Annotated in this window: 25 protein-coding genes; 18 read left to right on the top strand and 7 right to left on the bottom strand. The window is 69.4% G+C overall.

The window, feature by feature from the left end; all coding sequences use genetic code 11:
- The first annotated feature begins 155 nt into the window (after positions 1-155).
- The 18 genes from AC3EVP_RS00310 to AC3EVP_RS00225 all read left to right on the top strand — a co-directional run bounded on the left by AC3EVP_RS00310 (position 156) and on the right by AC3EVP_RS00225 (position 14,565).
- On the top strand, positions 156-911 hold the full coding sequence (locus tag AC3EVP_RS00310; protein WP_435124559.1) for a DNA-methyltransferase: 756 nt from the start codon (positions 156-158) through the stop codon (positions 909-911).
- Between the two features lie 289 nt (positions 912-1,200).
- Entirely contained in the window at positions 1,201-2,076 is an 876-nt protein-coding gene (locus AC3EVP_RS00305) for a hypothetical protein (protein ID WP_435124556.1), read from the top strand.
- A 261-nt stretch (positions 2,077-2,337) separates the two neighbouring features.
- Positions 2,338-2,988 carry a DUF4913 domain-containing protein gene (locus AC3EVP_RS00300; protein ID WP_435124553.1) on the top strand — a complete coding sequence of 217 codons (651 nt, stop codon included), beginning with the start codon at positions 2,338-2,340 and terminating at the stop codon, positions 2,986-2,988.
- 8 nt (positions 2,989-2,996) lie between these two features.
- Positions 2,997-3,449, top strand: coding sequence for a hypothetical protein (locus AC3EVP_RS00295; protein WP_488179781.1), 453 nt, complete (start codon positions 2,997-2,999; stop codon positions 3,447-3,449).
- A gap of 36 nt (positions 3,450-3,485) precedes the next feature.
- The gene (locus tag AC3EVP_RS00290; protein WP_435124547.1) at positions 3,486-4,178 is read left to right on the top strand and encodes a hypothetical protein; all 693 of its coding nucleotides are present in this window, start codon (positions 3,486-3,488) and stop codon (positions 4,176-4,178) included.
- A 453-nt stretch (positions 4,179-4,631) separates the two neighbouring features.
- A complete protein-coding gene (locus tag AC3EVP_RS00285) occupies positions 4,632-5,084 on the top strand; it encodes a hypothetical protein (protein ID WP_435124544.1) in 453 nt (150 codons plus the stop codon).
- The gene (locus AC3EVP_RS00280) at positions 5,081-5,515 is read left to right on the top strand and encodes a hypothetical protein (protein WP_435124542.1); all 435 of its coding nucleotides are present in this window, start codon (positions 5,081-5,083) and stop codon (positions 5,513-5,515) included. Before AC3EVP_RS00285 ends, AC3EVP_RS00280 begins: the two co-directional genes overlap by 4 nt.
- Positions 5,516-5,932 carry a hypothetical protein gene (locus AC3EVP_RS00275; protein WP_435124539.1) on the top strand — a complete coding sequence of 139 codons (417 nt, stop codon included), beginning with the start codon at positions 5,516-5,518 and terminating at the stop codon, positions 5,930-5,932.
- Positions 5,933-5,964: 32 nt separating this feature from the next.
- Entirely contained in the window at positions 5,965-6,816 is an 852-nt protein-coding gene (locus AC3EVP_RS00270) for a winged helix-turn-helix transcriptional regulator (protein ID WP_435124536.1), read from the top strand.
- Positions 6,813-7,307, top strand: a complete 495-nt coding sequence (locus AC3EVP_RS00265) for a hypothetical protein (RefSeq protein WP_435124534.1) — start codon at positions 6,813-6,815, stop codon at positions 7,305-7,307. Before AC3EVP_RS00270 ends, AC3EVP_RS00265 begins: the two co-directional genes overlap by 4 nt.
- Before the next feature lie 50 nt (positions 7,308-7,357).
- Positions 7,358-8,560, top strand: coding sequence for an MFS transporter (locus AC3EVP_RS00260; protein ID WP_435124531.1), 1,203 nt, complete (start codon positions 7,358-7,360; stop codon positions 8,558-8,560).
- A gap of 50 nt (positions 8,561-8,610) precedes the next feature.
- On the top strand, positions 8,611-8,931 hold the full coding sequence (locus AC3EVP_RS00255; RefSeq protein ID WP_435124528.1) for a hypothetical protein: 321 nt from the start codon (positions 8,611-8,613) through the stop codon (positions 8,929-8,931).
- 41 nt (positions 8,932-8,972) lie between these two features.
- Positions 8,973-10,211 carry an ATP-grasp domain-containing protein gene (locus AC3EVP_RS00250; protein ID WP_435124525.1) on the top strand — a complete coding sequence of 413 codons (1,239 nt, stop codon included), beginning with the start codon at positions 8,973-8,975 and terminating at the stop codon, positions 10,209-10,211.
- A 288-nt stretch (positions 10,212-10,499) separates the two neighbouring features.
- Positions 10,500-11,270 (top strand): hypothetical protein, encoded by a 771-nt coding sequence (locus tag AC3EVP_RS00245; RefSeq protein WP_435124523.1) that lies wholly within the window; start codon positions 10,500-10,502, stop codon positions 11,268-11,270.
- A 37-nt stretch (positions 11,271-11,307) separates the two neighbouring features.
- Positions 11,308-12,285 (top strand): MSCRAMM family protein, encoded by a 978-nt coding sequence (locus AC3EVP_RS00240; RefSeq protein WP_435124521.1) that lies wholly within the window; start codon positions 11,308-11,310, stop codon positions 12,283-12,285.
- A 300-nt stretch (positions 12,286-12,585) separates the two neighbouring features.
- Positions 12,586-12,852 carry a hypothetical protein gene (locus AC3EVP_RS00235; protein WP_435124518.1) on the top strand — a complete coding sequence of 89 codons (267 nt, stop codon included), beginning with the start codon at positions 12,586-12,588 and terminating at the stop codon, positions 12,850-12,852.
- A 171-nt stretch (positions 12,853-13,023) separates the two neighbouring features.
- A complete protein-coding gene (locus tag AC3EVP_RS00230; protein WP_435124516.1) occupies positions 13,024-13,587 on the top strand; it encodes an SPDY domain-containing protein in 564 nt (187 codons plus the stop codon).
- Positions 13,588-14,136: 549 nt separating this feature from the next.
- A complete protein-coding gene (locus AC3EVP_RS00225; protein ID WP_435124513.1) occupies positions 14,137-14,565 on the top strand; it encodes a hypothetical protein in 429 nt (142 codons plus the stop codon).
- Between the two features lie 31 nt (positions 14,566-14,596).
- On the opposite strand, the gene AC3EVP_RS00220 is transcribed toward AC3EVP_RS00225, so the two are convergent.
- The 7 genes from AC3EVP_RS00220 to AC3EVP_RS00190 all read right to left on the bottom strand — a co-directional run bounded on the left by AC3EVP_RS00220 (position 14,597) and on the right by AC3EVP_RS00190 (position 20,518).
- Positions 14,597-15,031 (bottom strand): hypothetical protein, encoded by a 435-nt coding sequence (locus AC3EVP_RS00220; protein ID WP_435124510.1) that lies wholly within the window; start codon positions 15,029-15,031, stop codon positions 14,597-14,599.
- Between the two features lie 113 nt (positions 15,032-15,144).
- Positions 15,145-16,863: a relaxase/mobilization nuclease domain-containing protein gene (locus AC3EVP_RS00215; RefSeq protein WP_435124508.1), complete on the bottom strand. Its 1,719-nt coding sequence runs from the start codon at positions 16,861-16,863 to the stop codon at positions 15,145-15,147.
- Positions 16,860-17,210: a plasmid mobilization protein gene (locus AC3EVP_RS00210; protein ID WP_435125529.1), complete on the bottom strand. Its 351-nt coding sequence runs from the start codon at positions 17,208-17,210 to the stop codon at positions 16,860-16,862. Before AC3EVP_RS00210 ends, AC3EVP_RS00215 begins: the two co-directional genes overlap by 4 nt.
- Positions 17,211-17,518: 308 nt before the next feature.
- Positions 17,519-17,842 (bottom strand): hypothetical protein, encoded by a 324-nt coding sequence (locus tag AC3EVP_RS00205; RefSeq protein WP_488179780.1) that lies wholly within the window; start codon positions 17,840-17,842, stop codon positions 17,519-17,521.
- On the bottom strand, positions 17,839-19,068 hold the full coding sequence (locus AC3EVP_RS00200) for a DUF2637 domain-containing protein (RefSeq protein ID WP_435124504.1): 1,230 nt from the start codon (positions 19,066-19,068) through the stop codon (positions 17,839-17,841). The genes AC3EVP_RS00205 and AC3EVP_RS00200 overlap by 4 nt, the downstream gene beginning before the upstream one ends.
- Complete coding sequence (locus tag AC3EVP_RS00195; RefSeq protein WP_435124501.1) at positions 19,065-19,724, bottom strand: WhiB family transcriptional regulator; 660 nt, start codon at positions 19,722-19,724, stop codon at positions 19,065-19,067. Before AC3EVP_RS00195 ends, AC3EVP_RS00200 begins: the two co-directional genes overlap by 4 nt.
- Before the next feature lie 95 nt (positions 19,725-19,819).
- Entirely contained in the window at positions 19,820-20,518 is a 699-nt protein-coding gene (locus AC3EVP_RS00190) for a zinc finger domain-containing protein (protein WP_435124498.1), read from the bottom strand.
- Positions 20,519-20,520: the final 2 nt, after the last annotated feature.

Below are 20,520 nucleotides of genomic sequence, written 5' to 3'. Positions count from 1 at the left end.
GGCGCCGATAGCGCCCAACCGGGATTCGACGGCTACTGTTGTAGGTCCTCCTCTCCCACGCTCCGGCTGCTGCGCACCGCCACTGGCCCGAGGCCGGTCGCGGCTTCCGGCGAGACGGAGGTATCCCGTCCTCCACCAGAATGCGAGGCACCTCTTTGCCATTTTCCCTGCACCAAGGTGATGCCCTCACCGTCCTGGCCGGTCTGCCCGACGGTTGCGTCGACTCCGTCATCACCGACCCGCCGTACAATTCGGGCGGTCGGACCGCCAAGGAGAGAACGTCCCGATCTGCGAAGCAGAAGTACACCTCGGCCGACGCGAACCACCAACTGCCGGACTTCACCGGCGAGAACATGGATCAGCGGTCGTACGGCTTCTGGCTGACGCAGATCATGACCGAGGCCCACCGGCTGACCAAGATCGGTGGGACTTCGCTGCTGTTCACCGACTGGCGCCAGCTGCCCGTCACGACGGACGCGATCCAGGCGGCCGGCTGGCTGTGGCGCGGCGTACTGGCGTGGCACAAGCCACAGGCAAGGCCCCAGAAGGGCCGGTTTACCCAGAACTGCGAATTCATCGTCTGGGCATCGAACGGCCCGATCGACGCCGCACGGAACCCCGTGTACCTGCCTGGCCTCTACAGTGCCTCGCAGCCCTCGGGCAAGGGGCGTCAGCACATCACCCAGAAGCCACTGTCGGTGATGCGCGACCTCGTGAAGATCAGCCCGCCGGGCGGCACGGTCCTGGACTTCACAGCCGGTTCGGGCTCCACCGGGGTGGCCGCGCTCTTGGAGGGGCGCGACTTCATCGGGATCGAAAAGACCGGCCATTATGCCGAGATCGCGGCTGCCCGGCTCACTGAAACACAGCAGCAGACCCTGACACAGGCCGACTTCACCTTGACGTCCTAGCGCCCACGCCTGGTTGGTGCAGCGCCGGGCCGCCCACACAAGAACGAACAAGCCAAGCACGCTTCTGCTCGCCAGCCGCTTCAGCGGCGACGAGAAGTGGTTCTCCCTGACCCGGCCGCGGCGTCGCCATGACTCGTCGGGCTTCCTCGCGCACGCCGCGCTGGAAGCCGTGTCGGACCGGGCCCGCACGGCAGCTGATGTGGACACCGAGCGAGCCCGTTTAACTCGCGGTGCTCGTCCTAAGTCGGTTCTTCAACTCGCATTATCGGCGACACACAAAGGAGCCCGGATGCAACTGTCGATCGTTGTTCAAAACCTCGGCTTGGGCGGACTCCAGGACGGTGACGGCAACCCACAGGACCGTTGGCCTCTCCTGGTCGACCGCATCAATGCCGCTGCCGACCGCGTAGACGTGGTCCTGTTGTGCGAGGCAGCCTCATGGGGCAGCGCCGGACATAAGCAGTTGGCTCGCGCCTGTCGTGATCTCGACCTCGACGCAGTGCCGCTCACCCCAGCGCGCAGCGGGTTCGGCACCGCCCTCATGTACCGGCGTGAGGTGCTTGGGCGCTGGACGCGATGGAACCCCGACTTCTCCGAACAAGCCCTGCACGGTATCGCCGTCACCGCGTTCGAGATCCCTGGCCTGCCTGCGCCCCTGTCCTTCGTACCGGTGCATTTCTCGCCGTTCGCGGCCGAGGAAGCCTTCATCGAAGCGAACTGGGCGGGGACCCGCGGCTACAAGTACGGACCTTTCGCCGTGCTGGGGGGCGACGTCAACTACCCGCCCGCTAGTGACGATCATCCCAACCCGCAGTATTCCGCGATGAGGCCGTACAACTTGGGCTCCCGTACCCTGCTACCTCCAGCCGGCATCCAACCGGACGCAATCCCGGTGCCTGACCGGCGCATCGCGCGCAAGTTGGCGCACCTCGGCTATGTCGATGTGGCCTGGCACCTTTACGAGCGGACCAAGGACCTCGCGCTCCTCGCCCCGACAGGCTCTGATGACCGTGTTGACCAGGCATGGGTCTCGGGGCCACTCGCGGGAGCAGTGACCGGCTACCGCCTGCTTGACACCCCGCCCGGCGCGAGCGATCACCACGGCTTCGTCTTCCAACTCGACACCGCGGCCATCGACACCACGGACCTCTGGTCCTACCGCTGACACTGCAACGGCTTCTGGTGATCGCTCTACACCTCGAGTTCTCTGCCGCGCGATCGTGATCAACGACTCGGCTTCGGCGCCCACCGCCGGCCGGTGCGCGAGTTCAATAGATGTTCTTCCCTGGTACGTCGGTCGGACCTGCTCGTGTGCTCTGCGGTCGTGCTTGTAACACGCCGTGCCCGGTTAGCGAAATCGGGAAAATTTCGGATGATTATGGCCGCAGCCGATTCCCGCGGTAGCGAATGTGAAGGAGAGATTTCTGTGCCCGACCCGATATCTTCACCGAATGGCGACGACGCGGTCCGCGTCCCGGAGCTCGATCTGGAGAGCATCGATGCGACTGTCCGCAAGCTGCTGGATCGGTCGCGGGAGCAAGCGCGGCAACTCGACAGCCTCAGCCTCTCGGCCGGTTCGTCCGGCGCCGGTCCTTTCGACGCCTTCGGCCTGCCGGGCTTCGCCGGCGCCCCGGCACAGCCGTCGGTGCCGGATTCACGACCGATCGTGCCGATTCTAGAGCTGGAGGGCGAGGCGTACGAGGATGAGGTGGATGCCCTGTCCGACTGGGTGGACGGGTACCTGATGCGGATCTACGGGGCGGAGGTCAGCACCGCAGCGCCCTGGTGCGACCAGTGGCAGGCCCACGAGGATGTCGTGGCCTGGCTTCACTCGCTGTGGCTGGCCTACCTGCAGCACAAGGACCCCGACAGCAGCGGCCTGGCGGGCATGGCCGTGTGGCACCGGGACTTCCTCGTGCACGTCATGGCTACGGTGCGGGCCCCGGGCGGACCGATGTCCGCCTGTATGACCGACCCGGACCGCCGCTCCCATCGGAGGCTGCCCGGCCCGCCTCCCTCGCCCCGGTCGGTCGCCGAGCAGAACGACCACGGTGACGAGGTCCGGGACGACCAGTGACGGGGCCGGTGTTCGGCCTCGCCTTCGACCCGCGGGCCCTGACCGACCTGTTGGAGGCCCCCGCCGGCATCCGTGATCTGGCGCTCGCCCAGCTTGAGGACGTGGTCGCGGGCCGTCTGCACGGGGCCAAGCTGGTCAGGGAGCTGGCCGGGGCCAGGAAGCTGTACATCGATCCGTCGTGCGCGTGGCGGATCGTCTACCAGCAGCGCCCGGCCCCCGCCGGTTCCGCGCACCGTTCCGAGATCTACGTGGTAGCTGTGCGACCGCGCGCACGGCATGACGTCTACACCACCGCCCGCGAGCGGTTGGGGCTGCCCCGGAAGCCGACGGACGCGCGTTCCCACGCCGCGCGTACCCGCCCGCCGCAGTTCGACGCGCGCGAGCACGCCCCCGCCCCACCTGCCCAACCTCGCGCGGTGACGGGCGGCACTCGCCCTGATCCCAGGCCGGCGCGTGGCTGAGGGCGGAGCCGTACCTTCACAGGAAGGACCACTTGTTTGGACCACGACCCCTCTCATGTCCCTCCCGCGCTGACCGCCCTCGACCAGCAGGTCGAGCTTGTCGTGCGCAGGACCGTGGACACGTTGTGGCAGCAGCTCGACGACGGTGTGCTCGACGCTCCACACGCCGCGCTGGCCCAAGCCCATCATGAGTTGGCCGAGGCCGAGATCGCTGTCACTTTCTACCGCGTGCGCCTTGCCGACATGGTGTCGGGCGTGCTCCCCGTCGACGCGAACCTGCTCGAAGCCATCGACCGCACCGCCGACTCGCTGGAGAGCGCCATGATCGACCGCGACAACAAGCAGCAAGCAGTCGCGGACGCGCTGAGGCCGATCGAGGCCGCGCATTTCGACAAGCCGGTTTCCTCGGCGGACTTCGTGGCACTGCAGGCCATCGGCCAGGGCGCTGACCTGCGGCAGGACCTGCGTACGGGCCTCCGTGCCGTCTCATCGGCATCCCTGTGGATCTCCTACGCCCACTTGCTCTCCTTGGAGGCGGCCGGCTTCGTCCAGCGGGACACCTCGCGTCCGCTGTATGTGAGCCAGCCCCTCTCGCTGACCGACGCCGGCCGGGCCGTGCTGACGTCATCACGCCCCGTCGGGAAGCGGCACTCCCGGTCCCCCGCACCGGCGTACGGCGCTTTCCCGTACCGTCGGGCGGTCGGCTCCGGACTCCGCCGGAATCACTGATGCCCGCGTACGCACCCGACTTCCGCCTCGACGGCTACAAGGCCGTGACCAACAGCGCCAGCGGCGCGTTCCGCGGCATCAACCTGTTGAGAGCTGTCGATGTGCAGGCGACGACGCCGTTCCGCGTCCTGCTGGAAGACATCGACACGGAAACGTGGCCTTACGCGTTGCGGGAGGGCGGCTTCGCCACCTGGGAGGCTGCCACCGCGTGGTGGGAGCCGCACTGGTGCTGCGAGGTCACCGCTCTGCCCCTGTGGCCGCCGGTTCAGGACTCGCGATGGCGGCGAACCCACTGCCACGTTCCGGTCCGCCTCGCTGACGGCTGTGGAAGCTGCCCGTGGAATGCAAAGTACACAGTCCACCACAGGGCGAGGCTACCACTCCATTTCCGGTTACCGAAACCTGCGAATCTCCGGACCCTTTTGTGGAAGCCACGTTCGAAGGGAGACGGAATTGCTCGATGAAATACCTGGCGTCATGGGGATCGCGGCACAGGGAATCGAGGACCGCTTTCACATGCCGGTCGCGGAGCTGCGCCGGCGCGTTGCGGCCAATCCACGTGCAGACAGCGAGGAGCGGCTCCTGATCCACTGGTACGACATGCTCGCCCAGGCGCAGATCGTGGTCGAGGAGGCGGAGGACGCTCTCGTCAGCGCCCTCAGCAGCAGAGCCGGGGTGATCGACGACCCGGTCATGGAACTCGCGCACCGTCTGAATGCCGCAGTCGGAGCCCGGGACGGGCGGGCCCTGGTCGTGACCTATCTGCTTGATCCGGACGCTCCCGGGAAGCGAACTCGCGGCAAGGCCCAGGACACTGCCCCGGCGCCGCGTCGCCCACCGGCACTGTCCACGGCCGCCGTACCGGTGCCTCACCGTCCCACCGTCCCGGTGAGGAAAGGACGATGACCGAGCGGCATAAGCGCAGCAGTCGGGACGGGGCCCTGGCCAGCGCCTTCGGCGGGCCGATTCCCGAGCTGGCCACGAAAGCCATGGCACCTGCGGTCTCCACTGCGCTGCGGCGCGCACTGGAACTGCGGGGTTTCCTGGCCGTGGTCGAGGACCAGGTGGTACGCGTACGCGAACGCGTCCATCGGGCAACCGCCGCCGACCGGCCCTTGGGAGACCTGACAGCTGCCGATCTGTGCATCGACGCGGTGTGGTTGGAGTCCGCTCTTGCCGCACGCACCGCGTACATCGACGCACTCGACCAGCTGCTGACAGCCATGCCGTCCCAGCAGCCCCCGGGCATCGACCAGCTTCCTCCGCCGACGCTCACGACCGTCCGCACATCCCCCAGGCTGGTCCGAGGCGGCGTCGCAGACCCAGGAAGCCGCTGATTGCCCCGCCCGGCCGATATCTCGAGCACCTCTTCAGCGGCCCTCGCCGACCGAATCGCGGAGCTGTTCGGGCAGCCGCTCGCCGACCTGAAAGCCCTCGTCGCTGACACCCCGTACGCCACGTTGCTGGGCGCGCTGACCCGCAGCCACGCCGAGCTGGTGCTCGCCGAGCACAGCATCGCGTTGCACGTGGCACGCCTACACGAACTCACCGCCGGCGAGGAGGTTGGCCGGCCGCAGGTCGGCCAGATCACCAACTGCGCCCGCCGCATTGCCGAGGGCGTCGTTGCACGTGATGCCTTCGCCGCCAGCATCAGCGCGGTCCTGGGAGGGCTGCGCCGCGCCCCGGGCACGGACACCTCGCCGGCTCGACCCGCGCCGGCGGCTCCCTTGGCAACGCCTTCCCGCACCCACTGAGCCCGCCATACCACGTACCCAGGAGCTGATCCTTGCCCGCTTCCAGCGTCCGGACCGACCCGACCGACCTTGCCCGCACCGCGGAGACCCTGGAGATGCTCGCGCCGCGTTGGAGTGCATGGGTGCTGATGACCCTCGCGTCCGAGCCGCTGCGCTACGCCACGATCAAGCTTCGGCTGCCCTGGCTTGCCGACGGACAACTCCATCCCAGGCTGAAGAAGTTGACCGATGCCGGCGTGGTGCAGCGCTCCGAGTACCCGCAGCGCCACGTCAGCTACGGCCTGACCGCACGCGGCGCGGAGCTGCTGCCGATCCTCGGCGTCCTCGCCGCCTGGGGCAACGCACACCTGGAGAAGGAGTGGGTCCGCGACGCAACCGGGGCCAGGCGCCCCCAGCAGGTCGCGGCGGCCGAGGACATCGAGGACACTCTCGCCCTCATCAGCCCGCGGCACACCACCGCGATCGTGTGGACGCTCCGGGCGCGCGGTGCAGCGAGTGCGACGACCGTGGCCGCCGAGGCGATCCCTGGAAAGGCACTGACCGCCGTGTACCCGCCGCTCAACCGCCTTGTGGCCGACGGTCTGGTCACCGCAGAGGATGGGGAATTCCGGCTGTCTGAGAGCGGCGTCGACCTCGCTCCGGTCTACCGGGCCGTCTCCGCGTGGGCAGCCGGGCGGCCGCTGGGCGACACGCACCCGCTATGGGGAACAGCGCCCGCACCGTCCGTGTCCCGAAACCGCACGTGGGCAACCACTGCGAGCCGGCGTCCAGCTTCACCCGCCCCGGGAACCACCACTCCCGCATGGAAGTCCACCGACCTGTTCTCCCATTCCCACCCGGTACAGGCCCGCCCGTCCCTGCCGTCCGGGGCCAAGCGCCGATGAACCCGCCCACATCCGCCCCGTTCGCCCGCCGCACACTGACGTCGCTCGCCCTGCCCGGCCTGATCAGGCTGGTAGCCGAGATCGACGACAACGGCCCGATACGCCGTGGCAGTTTCGCGGTCACGTTCGCCGACCTCAGCCGCCACCAGCTGCGGTCGGCGGTCGAATCCGCGCGTGCTCTCGGCGTTGTCACGGTTACCACCCGGGCCCCGGTGTGCTACATGCTCACCGACAGCGGGCAACTGCTTGCCGACACGTATGACGCTGCGGCGCGCTGGGCGCGCGCCCACCGATACCCCACCTCCAGCGGCAACTTCGTCACCCGCGTCCAGCGCACCATCCACCTGATCGCCCTTGACCTGGAGGACGGCACAGAACACGCACCGGACAGTGAGATCAGCCCGGCTGCGATCGCTGATCTCCGCGAGCCGCGGTTGGCGTTGGAGGCGCTGATCGAGCGTCTCGCCGCGGGACTGGAACACACCGAGTGAGAACACCCCTCAGGTGGACCAGAGCCGTGAGACACGTTGCACCCTCCGCGATGCTCCGCGGCGTGTACCTGCCACGCGCTGCGGACGCTGGCGCGGCCGCCATGGCGACCTACGGCATCCCGCTGCTCGTACTGGCCACCACGAATTCGTCGGCCCTGACCGGCGCGGCTTTCACGCTGGAATGGATACCGCGATTGGCGGCCTTCACCGTCGCAGGTCAGCTGGTCGACAGACTGGGCGCCAGCGCCGTCTTCCGCGCGGCCACAGCAGCGCGCGCCGTCGTCGCCTTGGCTGCCGCGGTGGTCCTGCCCACCCAGGGAGGCCCGATCGCGACCACCGTGGTCATGGTGCTTGCCGCTTCGACCGGCGTCCTCAGCGAGGTCTCGTACATCGCTGCCGAAACAACCGGTGGCATCGCCAGCCAGGACGCCGGAGAGCGCGCCCACCGCGTGCAGGGGGTGCTGCTGGGTTGCGATCAGGTCGCGGGACTAATGGGTCCCGCGTTGGCCGGGCTGTTCCTCCAGAAGTTCGCAGCAACAGGGATGTTGATCGCGATCGCCGGACTGTCTGCGGCCGCCGGAGCGCTGGCCCCCTGCCCCCACCACCCACGACCGGCTACAGCCCGAGCTCGCAGTAACGGTGTGTTGCGCGGGCTTCGCGTCGGCCTGTGCACGCTACGCTCCCTTCCCGCGCTCGGTTGGCTGGTGGCGGGCCTGGCCCTGTCCAATCTGGCCTCGGGAACACTACAAGCAGCCGCCCCCGCCATCGTCGTGACGCAACTGGGCCATTCCACCGCGGACGTGGGGCTGATCTGGTCCGCCGCCGCAGCAGCCGCCCTCGGCACGGTTGCCGGGTGCCGCCTCGCGATCTCCCGCTTCGGCCTGTGGCCGGTCATCGCGGCGTGCGCGGCGGTAGCTTCCAGCGCCTGCCTGGCCGTCTCACTCACCCACACCTACACCGGCTACCTCGTGCTGATCGCGCTTCTGACGGCCGGCGAGGCAGGCATGACGGTCGTGCTGCGCACCCTGCGCTCCCACCTCATCCCCAAGGACGTCTTCGGCGCCACCCTGTCGCTGACGATCCTCCTGCTCCTTCTGCCCTTCCCGCTGGCCGGCATCCTCGTCGCCGCGGTCCCGCCCCCCGAGCTGGCCCACGTGGTCACCGGATGCGCTGTCGCGCAAGCACTGGGCCTGCTCGTGACGGTCACGCGCCTGCGCACCAACCCCGCGCTCCGTACCTCAACCAGCTCCTGACCGACCCTGGCATCCCCGCCCGGCGCGCCCTCTTCTTGGAGTCGCCACCGATGACCTCGCCCTGTCCCCCCATCCGTTCTCGTCCTTCGTCCCGCGCTGGGGCACGTCCGACGATCGCCGATCGCTTCGCCGCCTTCGACGCGGAACATCCGTACGTCTACAGGGCCCTGGAGCGACTCACGGCCCAGCGGCTGGCTGCCGGGGCCACCCGAGTCGGACTCAAAGCACTATTCGAGGACCTGCGCTGGCAACTGCCCACCGGCGCGGGCGGACTCGACAACTCCTTCACCGCCCTGTACGCCCGAAAGCTGATCGAGGACCACCCGCAGTGGGCATCTGCGTTCGAGCTGCGGCGCCGCCGCACCCCGTGACCCCTCATTCCGTTGCGAATCCTGTCCCTTTTGGAGATGTGTTGTCCGATCGACCCGTCATCCTGGTCGTCACCGCTGCCGATGAGGACGCGGAGGAATACCGCGGCTACTGCCTTGAGAGCGTCGCCTCCCACTACGACGTCGTACTGATCTCTGACGCCGCGCCCACCTGGGAGCGCAGTCACGTCATCGACGTAGAGATCGCCGATCCCCACGACCAAGCGGCACTCGGCGCTGCCGGCCGCGCCCTGGCCGAGCGGCACGACGTGGCGGGAGTGATGACGTGGACGGAGTGGTACGTGGTCCCGGCGGCGCGCTTGGCCCGTCAGCTCGGTCGACCGACCACAGCCCCCGAGGCCGTACAGGGCTGCCGAGACAAGTACGTCTCCCGCACGCTATTCGCCCGGCATGGTGTGCCGTCGGCCAGCTCTGTCAGTGTCCGCACGGAAGCCGAAGCAGCGGCTGCCGCCCAGCAGATCGGATACCCCGTCGTCCTCAAACCCGCCGCGCGGGCCGCGAGCATGGGCGTGATCAAGGTCGACGCACCTGACGGTCTGCCCAATGCCTACGCCTTCGCCGCGCGAACGGCCGACGACGGCGTGGAGAGCAGCCGCGTGCTGGTGGAGGAGTACCTGAACGGAGAGGAGATCTCGGTCGAGTGCGTCACCTACCGGGGTAAGACCACGGTGGTGGCTGTCACCCGCAAGACCGTCGGCTTGCCGCCATACTTCGAGGAGATGGCGCACTGCGTCGACGGAGCCGACCCGCTCCTTACTACGGTGGCACCCACCGCGACGGCGGCCCTCGACGCGCTCGGTGTCACGAACGGCATCAGCCATGTGGAGATGCGCCTCGTCGACGGCCGCCCCCGCCTGATCGAGGTCAACGCGCGCATCGGCGGGGACCTCATCGGCCATCTCGTCCGCCTCGCGACCGGTGTCGACCTGGCCCGCGCGGCCGCAGACATCGCCTGCGGCCGGGCACCCGACCTCACTCGAACTCGTAGCCGAGCTGCGGCGATCCGCCTGATCTACCCCGCCCACTCCGGCACCCTCACTGCCCGCGGACTGGACACCGACGTCGCCCACGCCGACTGGCTGGAGCGCCTGCGCTTCCAGCGTGAGCCGGGCGACCGCATTCAACTTCCGCCGCAGGGAGACATCTTCAGCGCCCGCATCGGTTTCTTCATCACGACCGGCCCGACCGGGGACGTCGCCACGGCCCGCTCCGCCCGGGTGTACCGGCACCTGCAGGTCGAGGTCACCCGTGAGGCGCGATGACCGACCACGACTACCTCTCGTGCGCGCAGTGACACTGAGCGGGCCAGACCCCACGCCGCTGCCGCGATGGAAAGAGGGCATACTTCCCGACTTGCGGGAGCACGCCCGGGTCAAACCCGTCACGTCTCCACCCGCGCGCGTGCCGACTCCGCTGGACGTGCGACGCATCACGGCCCCGCGCTCAACCGCGCTGAGCGCACGCAGCGTACCGCGGTGGAGTACCTCCACCCCGGGTGGCCGTCGCCAGCCCCCTGCCTCGACCGCCACCGCGCGGCCTGAGCGCCGACAGTGACCCCGCGCGGCCTGCACGGTCAATACGCCCACTCCTCGGAAGAACTCCCCTTCACCGACGAGGACGTGCGTCGCGCTGCTGCCGACATCTGCGCTCAGAGCCTGTGCCGACTCGACCACCCCTCCGGCACCGGCGAGTTCCTGGAAGACCGAGCCATTTCCAGCTCCTGTGCGGCTGGCAAGCCGACCGGCTGGTCTGCGTTGCCGGTCGCCGCCTTTACCGCCGTGGCGGACCAATTGCACCGGTTGATCACCGATGCGGCCGATTACACCTACCTCGCAGCCTCCTCCACCCAGCCAACCCGTCTGCCCACCTACCTCGACCACCTCCTGCCGCCGGCAATCGAACTCGGGATAGCCGGCACGGACATTCGACACGCCGCGCTGTGCCTTGCCCATGACCTGATCGAGGAGGAACTGCGCCAAGGACCGATCCTTAGCGGCATCCTCGACGAGCCGATCGCATCGACGTTCACGCTCGACGGGCCGGCCCCTACCTGGGGCCAGCTCCCCGCCCGTCATCTGATCCACGGCCTGCATCTGATCCACCAGACCGTCGAACACGCTCAGATCCACATCGATGCAGCAGTGGACACAGCCATCCGTGCCACCGTCCCGGAACAGCTTCCAACGCCGGCTACGACCGCGGCCGCCAACTCCGGCTCGACTGCCATTCACAACGACCCCGCCCAGCCGCCCGGCCCCCCCGCATCGATAAAACCGGCCCCAACCGGTGGACCCGCCCCGGCCTCCGGCCGCGCTCGATGACTTTCCCCGTCCCCTGCCCCAAGGAGCCCCTGTCCTCGTGCACGCACGTCTCGTCCGATCCGCTGCTGTTGTCGCCGTCGCGGCGGTCGGCACCCTGACCTGGGCGCCGGCCGCACGTGCCGAACCCACCGACCCGCTCCCCTCGGCCTCCGCCGCACCCGCCGAGACACCAGCCCTGGACACGGGCAGCGTCGAGATCACCGCGAAGGACACTGCCGGAGACGTCCAATCTGGCGCGGCATTCCTGCTACTCGACTCGACGGGCCAGGAAGCCGGACACGGACAGAGCGGCACCCAGGGGACGCTGACCTTCCCCAGCCTCGCGCCGGGCGTCTACCGGCTGAAGCAGACGTCTACCGGCGACCAGTCCCACGAGGCTGTCGCCGACCAGGACGTCATCGTTACCCCGGGCGCAACCACCCGGCTGACAATCACCGACCCGTTCAAGGCCGCTGCGATCCTCCTGCAGGTCAAGGACGACAAGACCGGGAAGCTCCTGCGCGGCGCGACCGTGAACATCGGCACCGGCACCTCCACGCTGCTCACCCTGACCACCGGGCCCCAGGGCACGGCCTCCGGCGAACTGCCCGTCTCGAGCCGCACGACAGAGTTCTGGGCCAAAGAGACGACTGCTCCAGCCGGACACGACCTCGATACCAGCGACCACCGCTTCGAGGCCACGTCCGGCGAACGCGTTACCGTCACCCTCACCAACTCCCCGTCCGCGTCGCCGAGCAGCGGTCCCTCCGGCAGGCCCACCATCGCGTCTCCGAGCCTTCCCGGACGCGGAGCTTCTCAGCCGCCGTCAACGGCCAGCGCCAGCCCTGAGCCGGCCTACGCCGTCTCCTCCCTACCTCGAGAGTCGCTCGCTCACACCGGTGCCGGGGCGAGCCCCTGGCTTCTCGGTGGAGCTGCGCTGCTCGTCGCGGTCGGCTCAGGCGCGGTGGCAGGCACCCGGCGACGCAGCTTCGAAGGCATCGGCGAAACCGACGAGGAGAGCGCCGAAGGCAGCTGAGCTTCACTGCCCCACACCGAACCCCCGGAATCCCCGCGATTCCGGGGGTTTTGCATGTCTGCGGAGGACGGGGAAAGCAGAAACAGTTGTGTCGAAATCCTCACCGCCGTGGCGTACGAAACCATCCCCGGCCTCGAAACCACTGGGCCGGTAGGGAAGTTCGCCGGAGGCAGAAGGAGAGGACTGGTGGACGCGGCACACCTATGTCACCGTGGACGACCTCCGGAATCCCGGGACCAGCCACCTGCCACCGAATGGAATTCCTTGCAGCAGACACAATGCGAAATCACCGTCAGCGAGATGGTCGACCTGCTGGCCGAACTCGACCCCGGTGCCGTCGTTCGCCTGGCCATCAACCCGTTCTTCCCGATGAGCCACGCCTTTGGTGGGGTGATCGAAACGGTGGATGCCGACGGGACCCCCATTGTCTACCTGGCAGAGTCCGCGGAAGCCGAGCAGCCCGGCTATCTCCCGCCCGCCGTGGCCGTAGCCCTGGAGTGGCAGGAGCCGACCGCGGCTCCGCCGCACCGCAGGCGCGGCACAGCCGCGCCCAACAGCAGCCAGTAACACCCGCAGAATCCAACGGAGGCGCCCCTGTACCCCGACCCCGCCCCCGATTACTGGGTCTTCCCGCGCCGCTACGCCGGCGACGACGCGGCCCTAGCCGAGCGCGTCGGCGAGACGCTCACCAGTCTCGCGTGGAGCATGTGGCCGACGGCCCGCACCACCCTGCTGTACGTGAGCCCGGACGGACTGCGCGGCGCCGAGTGGATACGCGCGGCGTACCCGTTCGAACTGGGTGGGCTGCCCGTCGCCTGGCAGCTGTCCGCGCGTGCCCGCACCGACGCTGTGATGACCGAGTGGACCGCGTACTTCACCGAAGGCGTACCGCACGAGGCACTGACTGATCTTGTCGTCGAGTTCGATGCCCGAGCCGAGCCGGGCCAGAGCATCGGGGAAGCCGAACGTGTTCTTTCCGCTCTCTCCGCTCGCGGCTGGCCGCGCGACATTGACCGCCCCAACGGAGCTGCGACCGACCCCTCGTTCTCCACCACGTTTTCCCTGGAGACGGTGCCCTCGCTGGTCCACGACGCGGACCCGCGCGATGACCTTCTGGGTTGGCAGGCATGGGCAGAACCCGTCCCAGGGGCTACCTACCTGTGGTGCGCCAGCTTCAGCCCGAGCACCCCACCCGACCTCGTCGCCGCCTTCGCGTCTTCACTCGCATCATCCGTACCGGTTCGCCGTCGCACGCTCCCGGAGCCGGCTGCCGGCCACCTCACCGTGGTCCGCGCCATCTGACTCAGTGCACCGTCTCGTCGAGGACTTGACCACGTCAGTCCACCGGACCGCCGACGTTGCCGCTGCCCGTCGGGGCAGGTGTGTCCAGATGAGACACCTGCCCAGGTAGAAGCCTGCACGCTCGGCGCTGCCAGGGCTGACGGCGGGCGCCCATTGAACTGGCGCCCGCCGTTGGTCCACCGCATCGGCGTTCGTCCGGCTCGGGGCCGCGGAGGCGGAGCAATGCCGGCGCGGCGCGGTGGTGGTCCGCCACTACGGGCACGGCGGCGCCGATTTCACGCGCTCGTCGGGATGCGCAGAGGTGGCTCGAGGTCTTCTTTGCCGTGTGGCTTCTCCAGCCAGGCGCGCTAGGTCGCGCCGTCGCTGAGGAGGGGTCTCACGATTAGAGCGTGGGACGATTCGCAAGATCACTCAGCGCTTTTCGGAGACGTCGTGCCGCCGAGCGGCTAGTCTCGTGGCACGCCTTGCGAAGGAGAAGAAATGGACCTGTCGGCTAGGATACGTTGCAGAGTCGCGTGGATGGCTCGCCGAGCCGAGCAGCTTTACGCTATGGCCGAGAACGACCTTAAGAAGTCGATGGAGCGGCGTAGCGTTTTGGGTGTATATAGCCCATATCTTTTGTCTGGCGTGGTAGAGGGGCAGAAATACTGGGATCTGTGGGAATTTACTCGTGACCACGTGATTCCGAACCATGAGTGTGGGGAGGCTGTCTCGAGCTTTCTCCCCGAAGGCATCTCATCTCTCCGGTCGACCGACGATCCGATTGAAGCGCTTCGGGATGTCGTCGGCTATATCAAGGAGCCCGATCCGCATAGGGTATGGGATGGAGAGGGGCCGACTCCGTGGCCCATGGACGTGGCTTTCTATGATCTGGAGATGCGCGCGTACAGAAGCTGGCGCAAGACATGCGAAGATCTGATTGAGGCTGCGCAGAATTCGAATCCGGCCTGTTTCTGTTCGGGCGCCAACTGCGTGTGACCAATCTGCCGCTACGGCCAACTGCCTGGTTTCAGAGGCCGAGGTGGTGCAGAGCCTCGTCCAGGGTGGGATGGAAGGTGTCGATGGGACCGGAGTGGCGGTTGAACCAGGCCGTGTCCAAGCCGGGTTCCTTGGTCTCGTGGCCGGCGGTGCAGCGCAGCCAGATCGTGTCGTCGCGCATGCTGAAGACGGCCCATGACCGGTAGGCGCCGCACTCGGGGCATGCGCGGACTTCGCCGTCGACGACGATCGGCTGGTCCCAGCGCATCATGAAGCCCGCGCAGTCCTGGCGGGTGGGAGCTCGGAAGTCCGGCGGCAAGAAGTCCGGGGCCGGGGAGCTGTCCGGCACGGCGGGTGCTCCTGCCGTGTCGTCGGGCAGGGGCATCTCGGTGTGCGTCGCCAGCATCGCCTGGCCGGAGCGCTGGATCTCCTGGTACTCATGCTCGATGTGGTTGCGTCGGAACATGTTCGTCTCCCGTCTGTAGGTCCACCGGCCATGTGGAGAGTGCCGCACGCCGGCGACCTGCTGCAACTCTGAAGCGGCCGAAGCGGCACGGGTCCTGTGTGCAGCCAGCCCGGTCATCCGGACGTACGCGGCGGTGCGGATGTCGGCTGCGGTGTGGGGCCCGCTGCCCGTCCCGGCGGTGTCCGCGGCGGACGTCGACGCGGTGGGGCGGAGACATCGGCGGGCAGATCGGCGATGCGGCGCAGCCGCCATGTCAGCACGTCGCTGACGGATTCCGCGGTGGCCAACTCCCTTTGGCCCACAGCGTGGACGAGGAGTTCCGCGGGGTCGTGGCCGGCCTTCTCGACCTCGGTGATGGTCGCCGCCAGGGCGAACCAGCCGGGCTCGGCCAGGATGCGTTCGGAATAGGCGGGGAGCGCCTGCCGCAGCTGCGCCGCGTGCTTCTGCTGCCGGGCGCGGGGCAGGAGCTGGCCTCGCCGGTGCATCGTGGTCAGGTGCGTGGGGGCGGCAGCGCGGTAGGCGGCGCGCAGGTGTTGGGCGGCTTGGTGTGCGGCGGCGGCCTGTTGGGCGTGCTGGTGCTTGTTGTGCCAGTGAACGGCCGCGGTGACGAGGAAGAAGACCATGTCGATCAGCATCGCGGTGGTGGCCCCGTCCTCTCCGCGGACGAGTGCCGGACCGCCGCGGACGAGGTCGCGTGCGGCCTGCCGAAGCGCGCGGTCGTGGCCGCGCTCGGCGCGGATGTGGGAGCGGCTGGCCCGTTCGAACGCGGCAGCGGCGGCACCGAGTTCGCGGCGAGTGTGCGCGGCGGAGGTCTTGGCGAGCGCGTCGAGGACCTCTCCGGCCGCTGACAGCTGTGCGGCGATCTTGCCGTCGTGGCCCTGGTCGACGATCACCAGAGCATCCCATATGGCCGTGGCAGCATCACGTCGTGCCGTGGCAGGGCTGACGCGGCGGGCACGTGGCGAGCGGAGTTCGGTGTCGGTATCACGGTCGGGGAAGGGGGTCCATCGTTCGCGGAGGCGGGGCAGGGAGAGGTCGGGGGCGAGTGCGGAGCCGGGGTAGAAGACGGGCTGCTGGTTCTTGTTGCGGTCGTCGGCCAGCGCGACTTTGTAGCCCAGCGCGTTCCCGGAGGGCGCGATGCGCCGTCGGACCAGGAGGCCCGCGCCGGCCAGGCGGTCGAAGAACTCCTGCTCGCCTGCGGCACCGGTGGCCGCGCGGCGCACGGCTTCGCGCAGTTCCTCGCGCGCGGTGCGGTCCTTGCCCCGGCGCTGGGCCTTGTGGATCTCGGCGCTGGTGGGGCGTTTCGCCGCCGTGCCGTCGCCGGCGTTCAGCCTGCGCAGTCCGTAGTCGATCTCGATCTTGCGTGCCTCGGCCTGGGAGCGGGCGCCGTCGTGGCGGATGCGGGCCCGGCGGCCGTCCTCGCGGATGGCGGTGGCGATGATGTGGATGTGGTCGTTGGCGTGGCGTACGGCCGCCCAGCGGCAGGCTGCGTCGTCTCCCGTCGGTGCGATTCCGGTGGCGGCGACCAGGCGGTGGGCGATGGCTGCCCACTGCTCGTCGGTGAGGATCGGGTCCTCGGGTGCGGCGCGCGCGGACAGGTGCCACACGTGCTGCGCGGGTCGCCGGCGCGTGGGTAGGGCCATGACGGGCTGGTCGAGCAGGCGCTGGAGGTCGCGGAGCGTCGCGTCAGGATCGCGGCCGGGGTCGGGGGCCAGACTGTCCCACGCGGCGACAAGGTGCGGGTCGGTGTGCTCCTCGCGTTTGCCGGGCCCGTAGAGGTAGTAGAGCAGGCGGATGGTGTCGGCGCCCATGTTATGGACTTTGGGGATCACGAGGTGCGGGGTTGGCTGTCCAGCTGGCGCTGCGTGAAGGCATCGATGCGCCGGGCGGCGCGGTGCACGGCCGAGAGGACCGCGCCGACCTGCGGCGCGTCAGCGCCCGAGTTGAGTGTCTTTGCTACCTGGTTGAGGTTGTTGCCGACCTGGGCGAGGTGGCGGCGCAGCCGGAACAGCTCGGCGATCACTTCGCGTTCGGTGGCCACGACGGCTGCCGTGCGGGTCAGGTCGGATGCGGCGGCGAGGGCGGCATGGGCGAGGAACCCGGACGGGGTCATGGCGCACGCTGCTGCGGCGTCTAGCAGGGACTGTTTCTCGTCGTCGGTGAGGCGGGTGGCGATCAGGTGGGTGCGCTTGGCTCGGTTGGTCTTGCGCGGGCGGTTGCGGGCGGGTGGTCGGCTCGGCGGCGTGCTGGTGTGCGCGCAGTGCGGGTTGTGGCAGAGGTGGGGGTCGGCCTTCTCGGGATGTGGGCCGCCCTCGGTCGCACCCCCTCGGTCCGGTGTCCCCTGGCTCCGGACCGCCTCCGCCGCTGCGGAGGACGCGGAAGTAGCACTCCCGACGGGAGTGCTACTTCCGCACCAACTTGCTCGCGCTGGAACGGAGTTGGGTTCCTGGCGCTTGGGCGCGGGGGCGCTGTCGGTGCGTCGTTCCGTCATCGGGTATGGGTCCTCGGGGTTTGTCGCTGGATGTCCGCGGCGAGTTCGACCATGGCGGTGGGCCCGTCGAGCAGCTGGACGGGCGAGTCTGCGTGGTGTTGAACGAGCCACTGGCCGGTCGGGGCGGGGGAGGCCGCGTACAGCAGGCCGTAGCGCACCAGGGTGTGGGCCCATGCGGCTGCCTCGTCCGCAGTTGGCGGATGCGGACGAGAAGGTGCTGCATGTTCCAAGGTGTTCTCCTCGCTGGGGGAGCTGAGCGTGGTCAGGCCGCTGGCCTGCGCCTCCGGAGGCCCGTCCATACGGCGGGCAGCGTTCGTCACGGGTTTTTCCTCGGTGGACGGGGGAGGTGGGCCAGGGCAGGATCGGTGTACAGGTGGGCCTGGAGGGCGGCGAAGTTCTCGTTGCTGACGCTGATCCCCCGGCTGCGCAGGTGGGGTCGAATGGCGCGCCTGGTCATCCGGCCTTCGGCGAGGGCGGCTTGGCGGGCGACCGTGACGACGTCCCACGGCACGTCGTCACCTTGGTCCGCGGCATCGCCGAGGTCCTTGGTCCGCGTGTGGCGCGCGGCGTCGTTCGCGTGGTCCGCGGCCGGGGTGGTCCGCTGGTCCGGGGTTTGCGCGTCGTGGTCCGCGTCGGACGGGCGGTCCGTGGTCCGCGGGGAGTGGTCCGGGCCGCGGTGCGGGTGTCGGCTTCGGGTGTGGTCCGGTGCTGGAGATCCGTGGTCCGCGGCGTCGTCGGCTTGGGCGCGGTCTGTCGGGGCTGTCGTGTCGCCAGCGGTTCGGCCTGGGGTTTTCCTGGTCCGCGTGGTCTGGTCCGCGGTCCGGGGTGCAGGGGTGGTCTGCACGGGTGCGTGGTCCGGTGCAGTATCGGGCCGCGGTCCGGCAGTGCGCGTGTCGTGGTCCGCGGGGGCCGGCGGCTTCGTCCTGTCCGTGGTCCGCGGATGGTCCGGACCGGCCATCCGGACGTGCCAGCGGTCCGGGGCCGCGGGCGTGGTGGCGATTTGGTCCGCGGGTCGGGCAGGGGTCCCGGTGGATCGGACCGCCATCGTCGGCTGCTCGGTCCGGTCGGAGAGGACGGTGGCGCCGAGGTGGACCGCGAGTGCGGCGGCCAGTGGTGGCACGGCCGACACTCCGATCACGAGTCCCGACCCTGCCTGCACATGTCCGGTCGACACCAGGTGGCCCAGGGAGTTCAGGACGACGGAAACCGCTACCGAGATGAGGGTGAGGGACCGGCCTAGGACCCGGCCAGCGCCGCCGGCGAGCCAGGCGAGTCCGGCGACGAGGGCGAGCACGTCGACCGCGACGGGCAAGGACCAGGCCAGGACCCGCCCCCAGCCGACGGCATGGCCGAGATCGGCCAGCGTCGTGGCGCTGGCAGCCATGGCGACGACGGCGACGAGGGTGGCGCCGACGACGATGAGGACGTGCTGGGTCGAGCCCGTGGTCGTTCCGGCCGGTGCGTACCCGGCCGAAGGGGACTCTGAGCGCGCTGCTTGGGCCGGGCGGTCACGGGGCTCAACGGGGCGGTCGGCGGGGAACGTCATGCGGCCTTTCGCAGAGCGGCGATCAGGGCGGCGGTGTGGACGTGGCGGGTGACCCCGCCCGGCGTGGCTGCATCGTCGTCGAGCGCCTCTTCCTCGGGGTCAGCGCCTGGGGCGAGTTCCTCTTCCTCGTCGTTGAGGTCGGCCCCCTCGGTCAACCCCCAGTAGCGGTCGCGGTCGGCGACGTCGTGAGCGGCGTTGCGCATCAGGTCACGCGCCCACAGGAGGTCGAGCCGTAGGGCGTACGCGAGACGCTCGGCGGTCCATCCGCGGGTGTAGGCGTGCCGGGTGACCGCGTCGCGTTCGGCGGGGCTGAGGTGGATGTCGCGGCCCTGGAAGGCCGCCTTGACCCGGTTGTAGTCCAGGCGTTTGGCGACCTTCGCGTGCCAGGGTCGGCGCTCGGTCTCGGTGAGCCCTCCCCACATGCCCCGTCGGCTCTCGGTGTCGAGTGCGTAGTCGAAGCATGCCTGCTTGACCGGACAGGTCGCACAGATCCGCTTTGCCTGGGCTATGTCGCCGCGGGCGCGCGGGGCGGGGAAGAACAGCCGCTCGGCTGTCGTGGGGTCCAGTCCCCGGCAGGCGGCACGGGCGTGCCAGCTGTGATCGGCGATGCCGCGCAGGGCCGGGGTCGAAGTGCTGTTGGTGGTGATGTGGCGCAAGGAAGTCTCCGGAGGTCGCCTCGACATCGGCACGCTGGGCACTGTGGGAGGTGCGGGACGCGTCGAGGCAGGGGTGTGGAGTGCGTGGGGCGCGATCAGCGCGGTCGGGCGGCTGCTCGCTGGGCCTGCGCGGCTTTGTCCAGGCGGCTGGGGTGCGGAGTGGCACGTGGTGCGTTGCCGCGTGCTTGTCCGTGGGGCCCGACGCGCCGACGGCGGCAGGCTTCGCCGACCGGGGCCAGGCAGTGGTCGCAGCGCACCGCGAGCACATCGGGTAGGCCCTGGGCGAGGGCGGCTTCGCGAGCAGCCCGGGTACGCCGGTACGGGGCCAAGACGGCGCGGGCGTCCGCAGGTATGCAGGAGCCGAACTCCTGTAGCCGGGCTTCCAGTTCGGGGCTGATTCGGCGGCGCCCGCTGGTGATTGCCCGGGCCTGTGCCGGTTCTTCGGCTCCGTGGGCAACGGCGCGCCGTGCCCTGAGCAGCTCGGCGCGCCAAGCAGCCGGGTTGTCAGGGTCGACCGTCGGGGTCGGGTCGGAGTGCCGACTGAGGCGATCCCGCCAGTGCTTCTCCCAGGGACGGGCGACGTCCGAGGGCACGATTGGATAGGGCGAGCTGCGGATGTGGACCAGCGCGGCGCCGCGGGCATCCCATCCATGGGGAGTGACCAGCGGCACATCGCCAAGCAGTTCATGCCATTGGGCGAGTTGATCACTGGCCTCGCCCTTGTCGGTGCGGATCAGTCGGTGGTCGAGCCGACCGACGTACGCCAGCAGGGCAGCTGTTTCACGGCGGTCCATCG

The sequence above is a fragment of the Actinacidiphila sp. bgisy144 genome (genome assembly GCF_057708105.1).
This window is presented reverse-complemented; position numbering and strand designations above follow the sequence as displayed.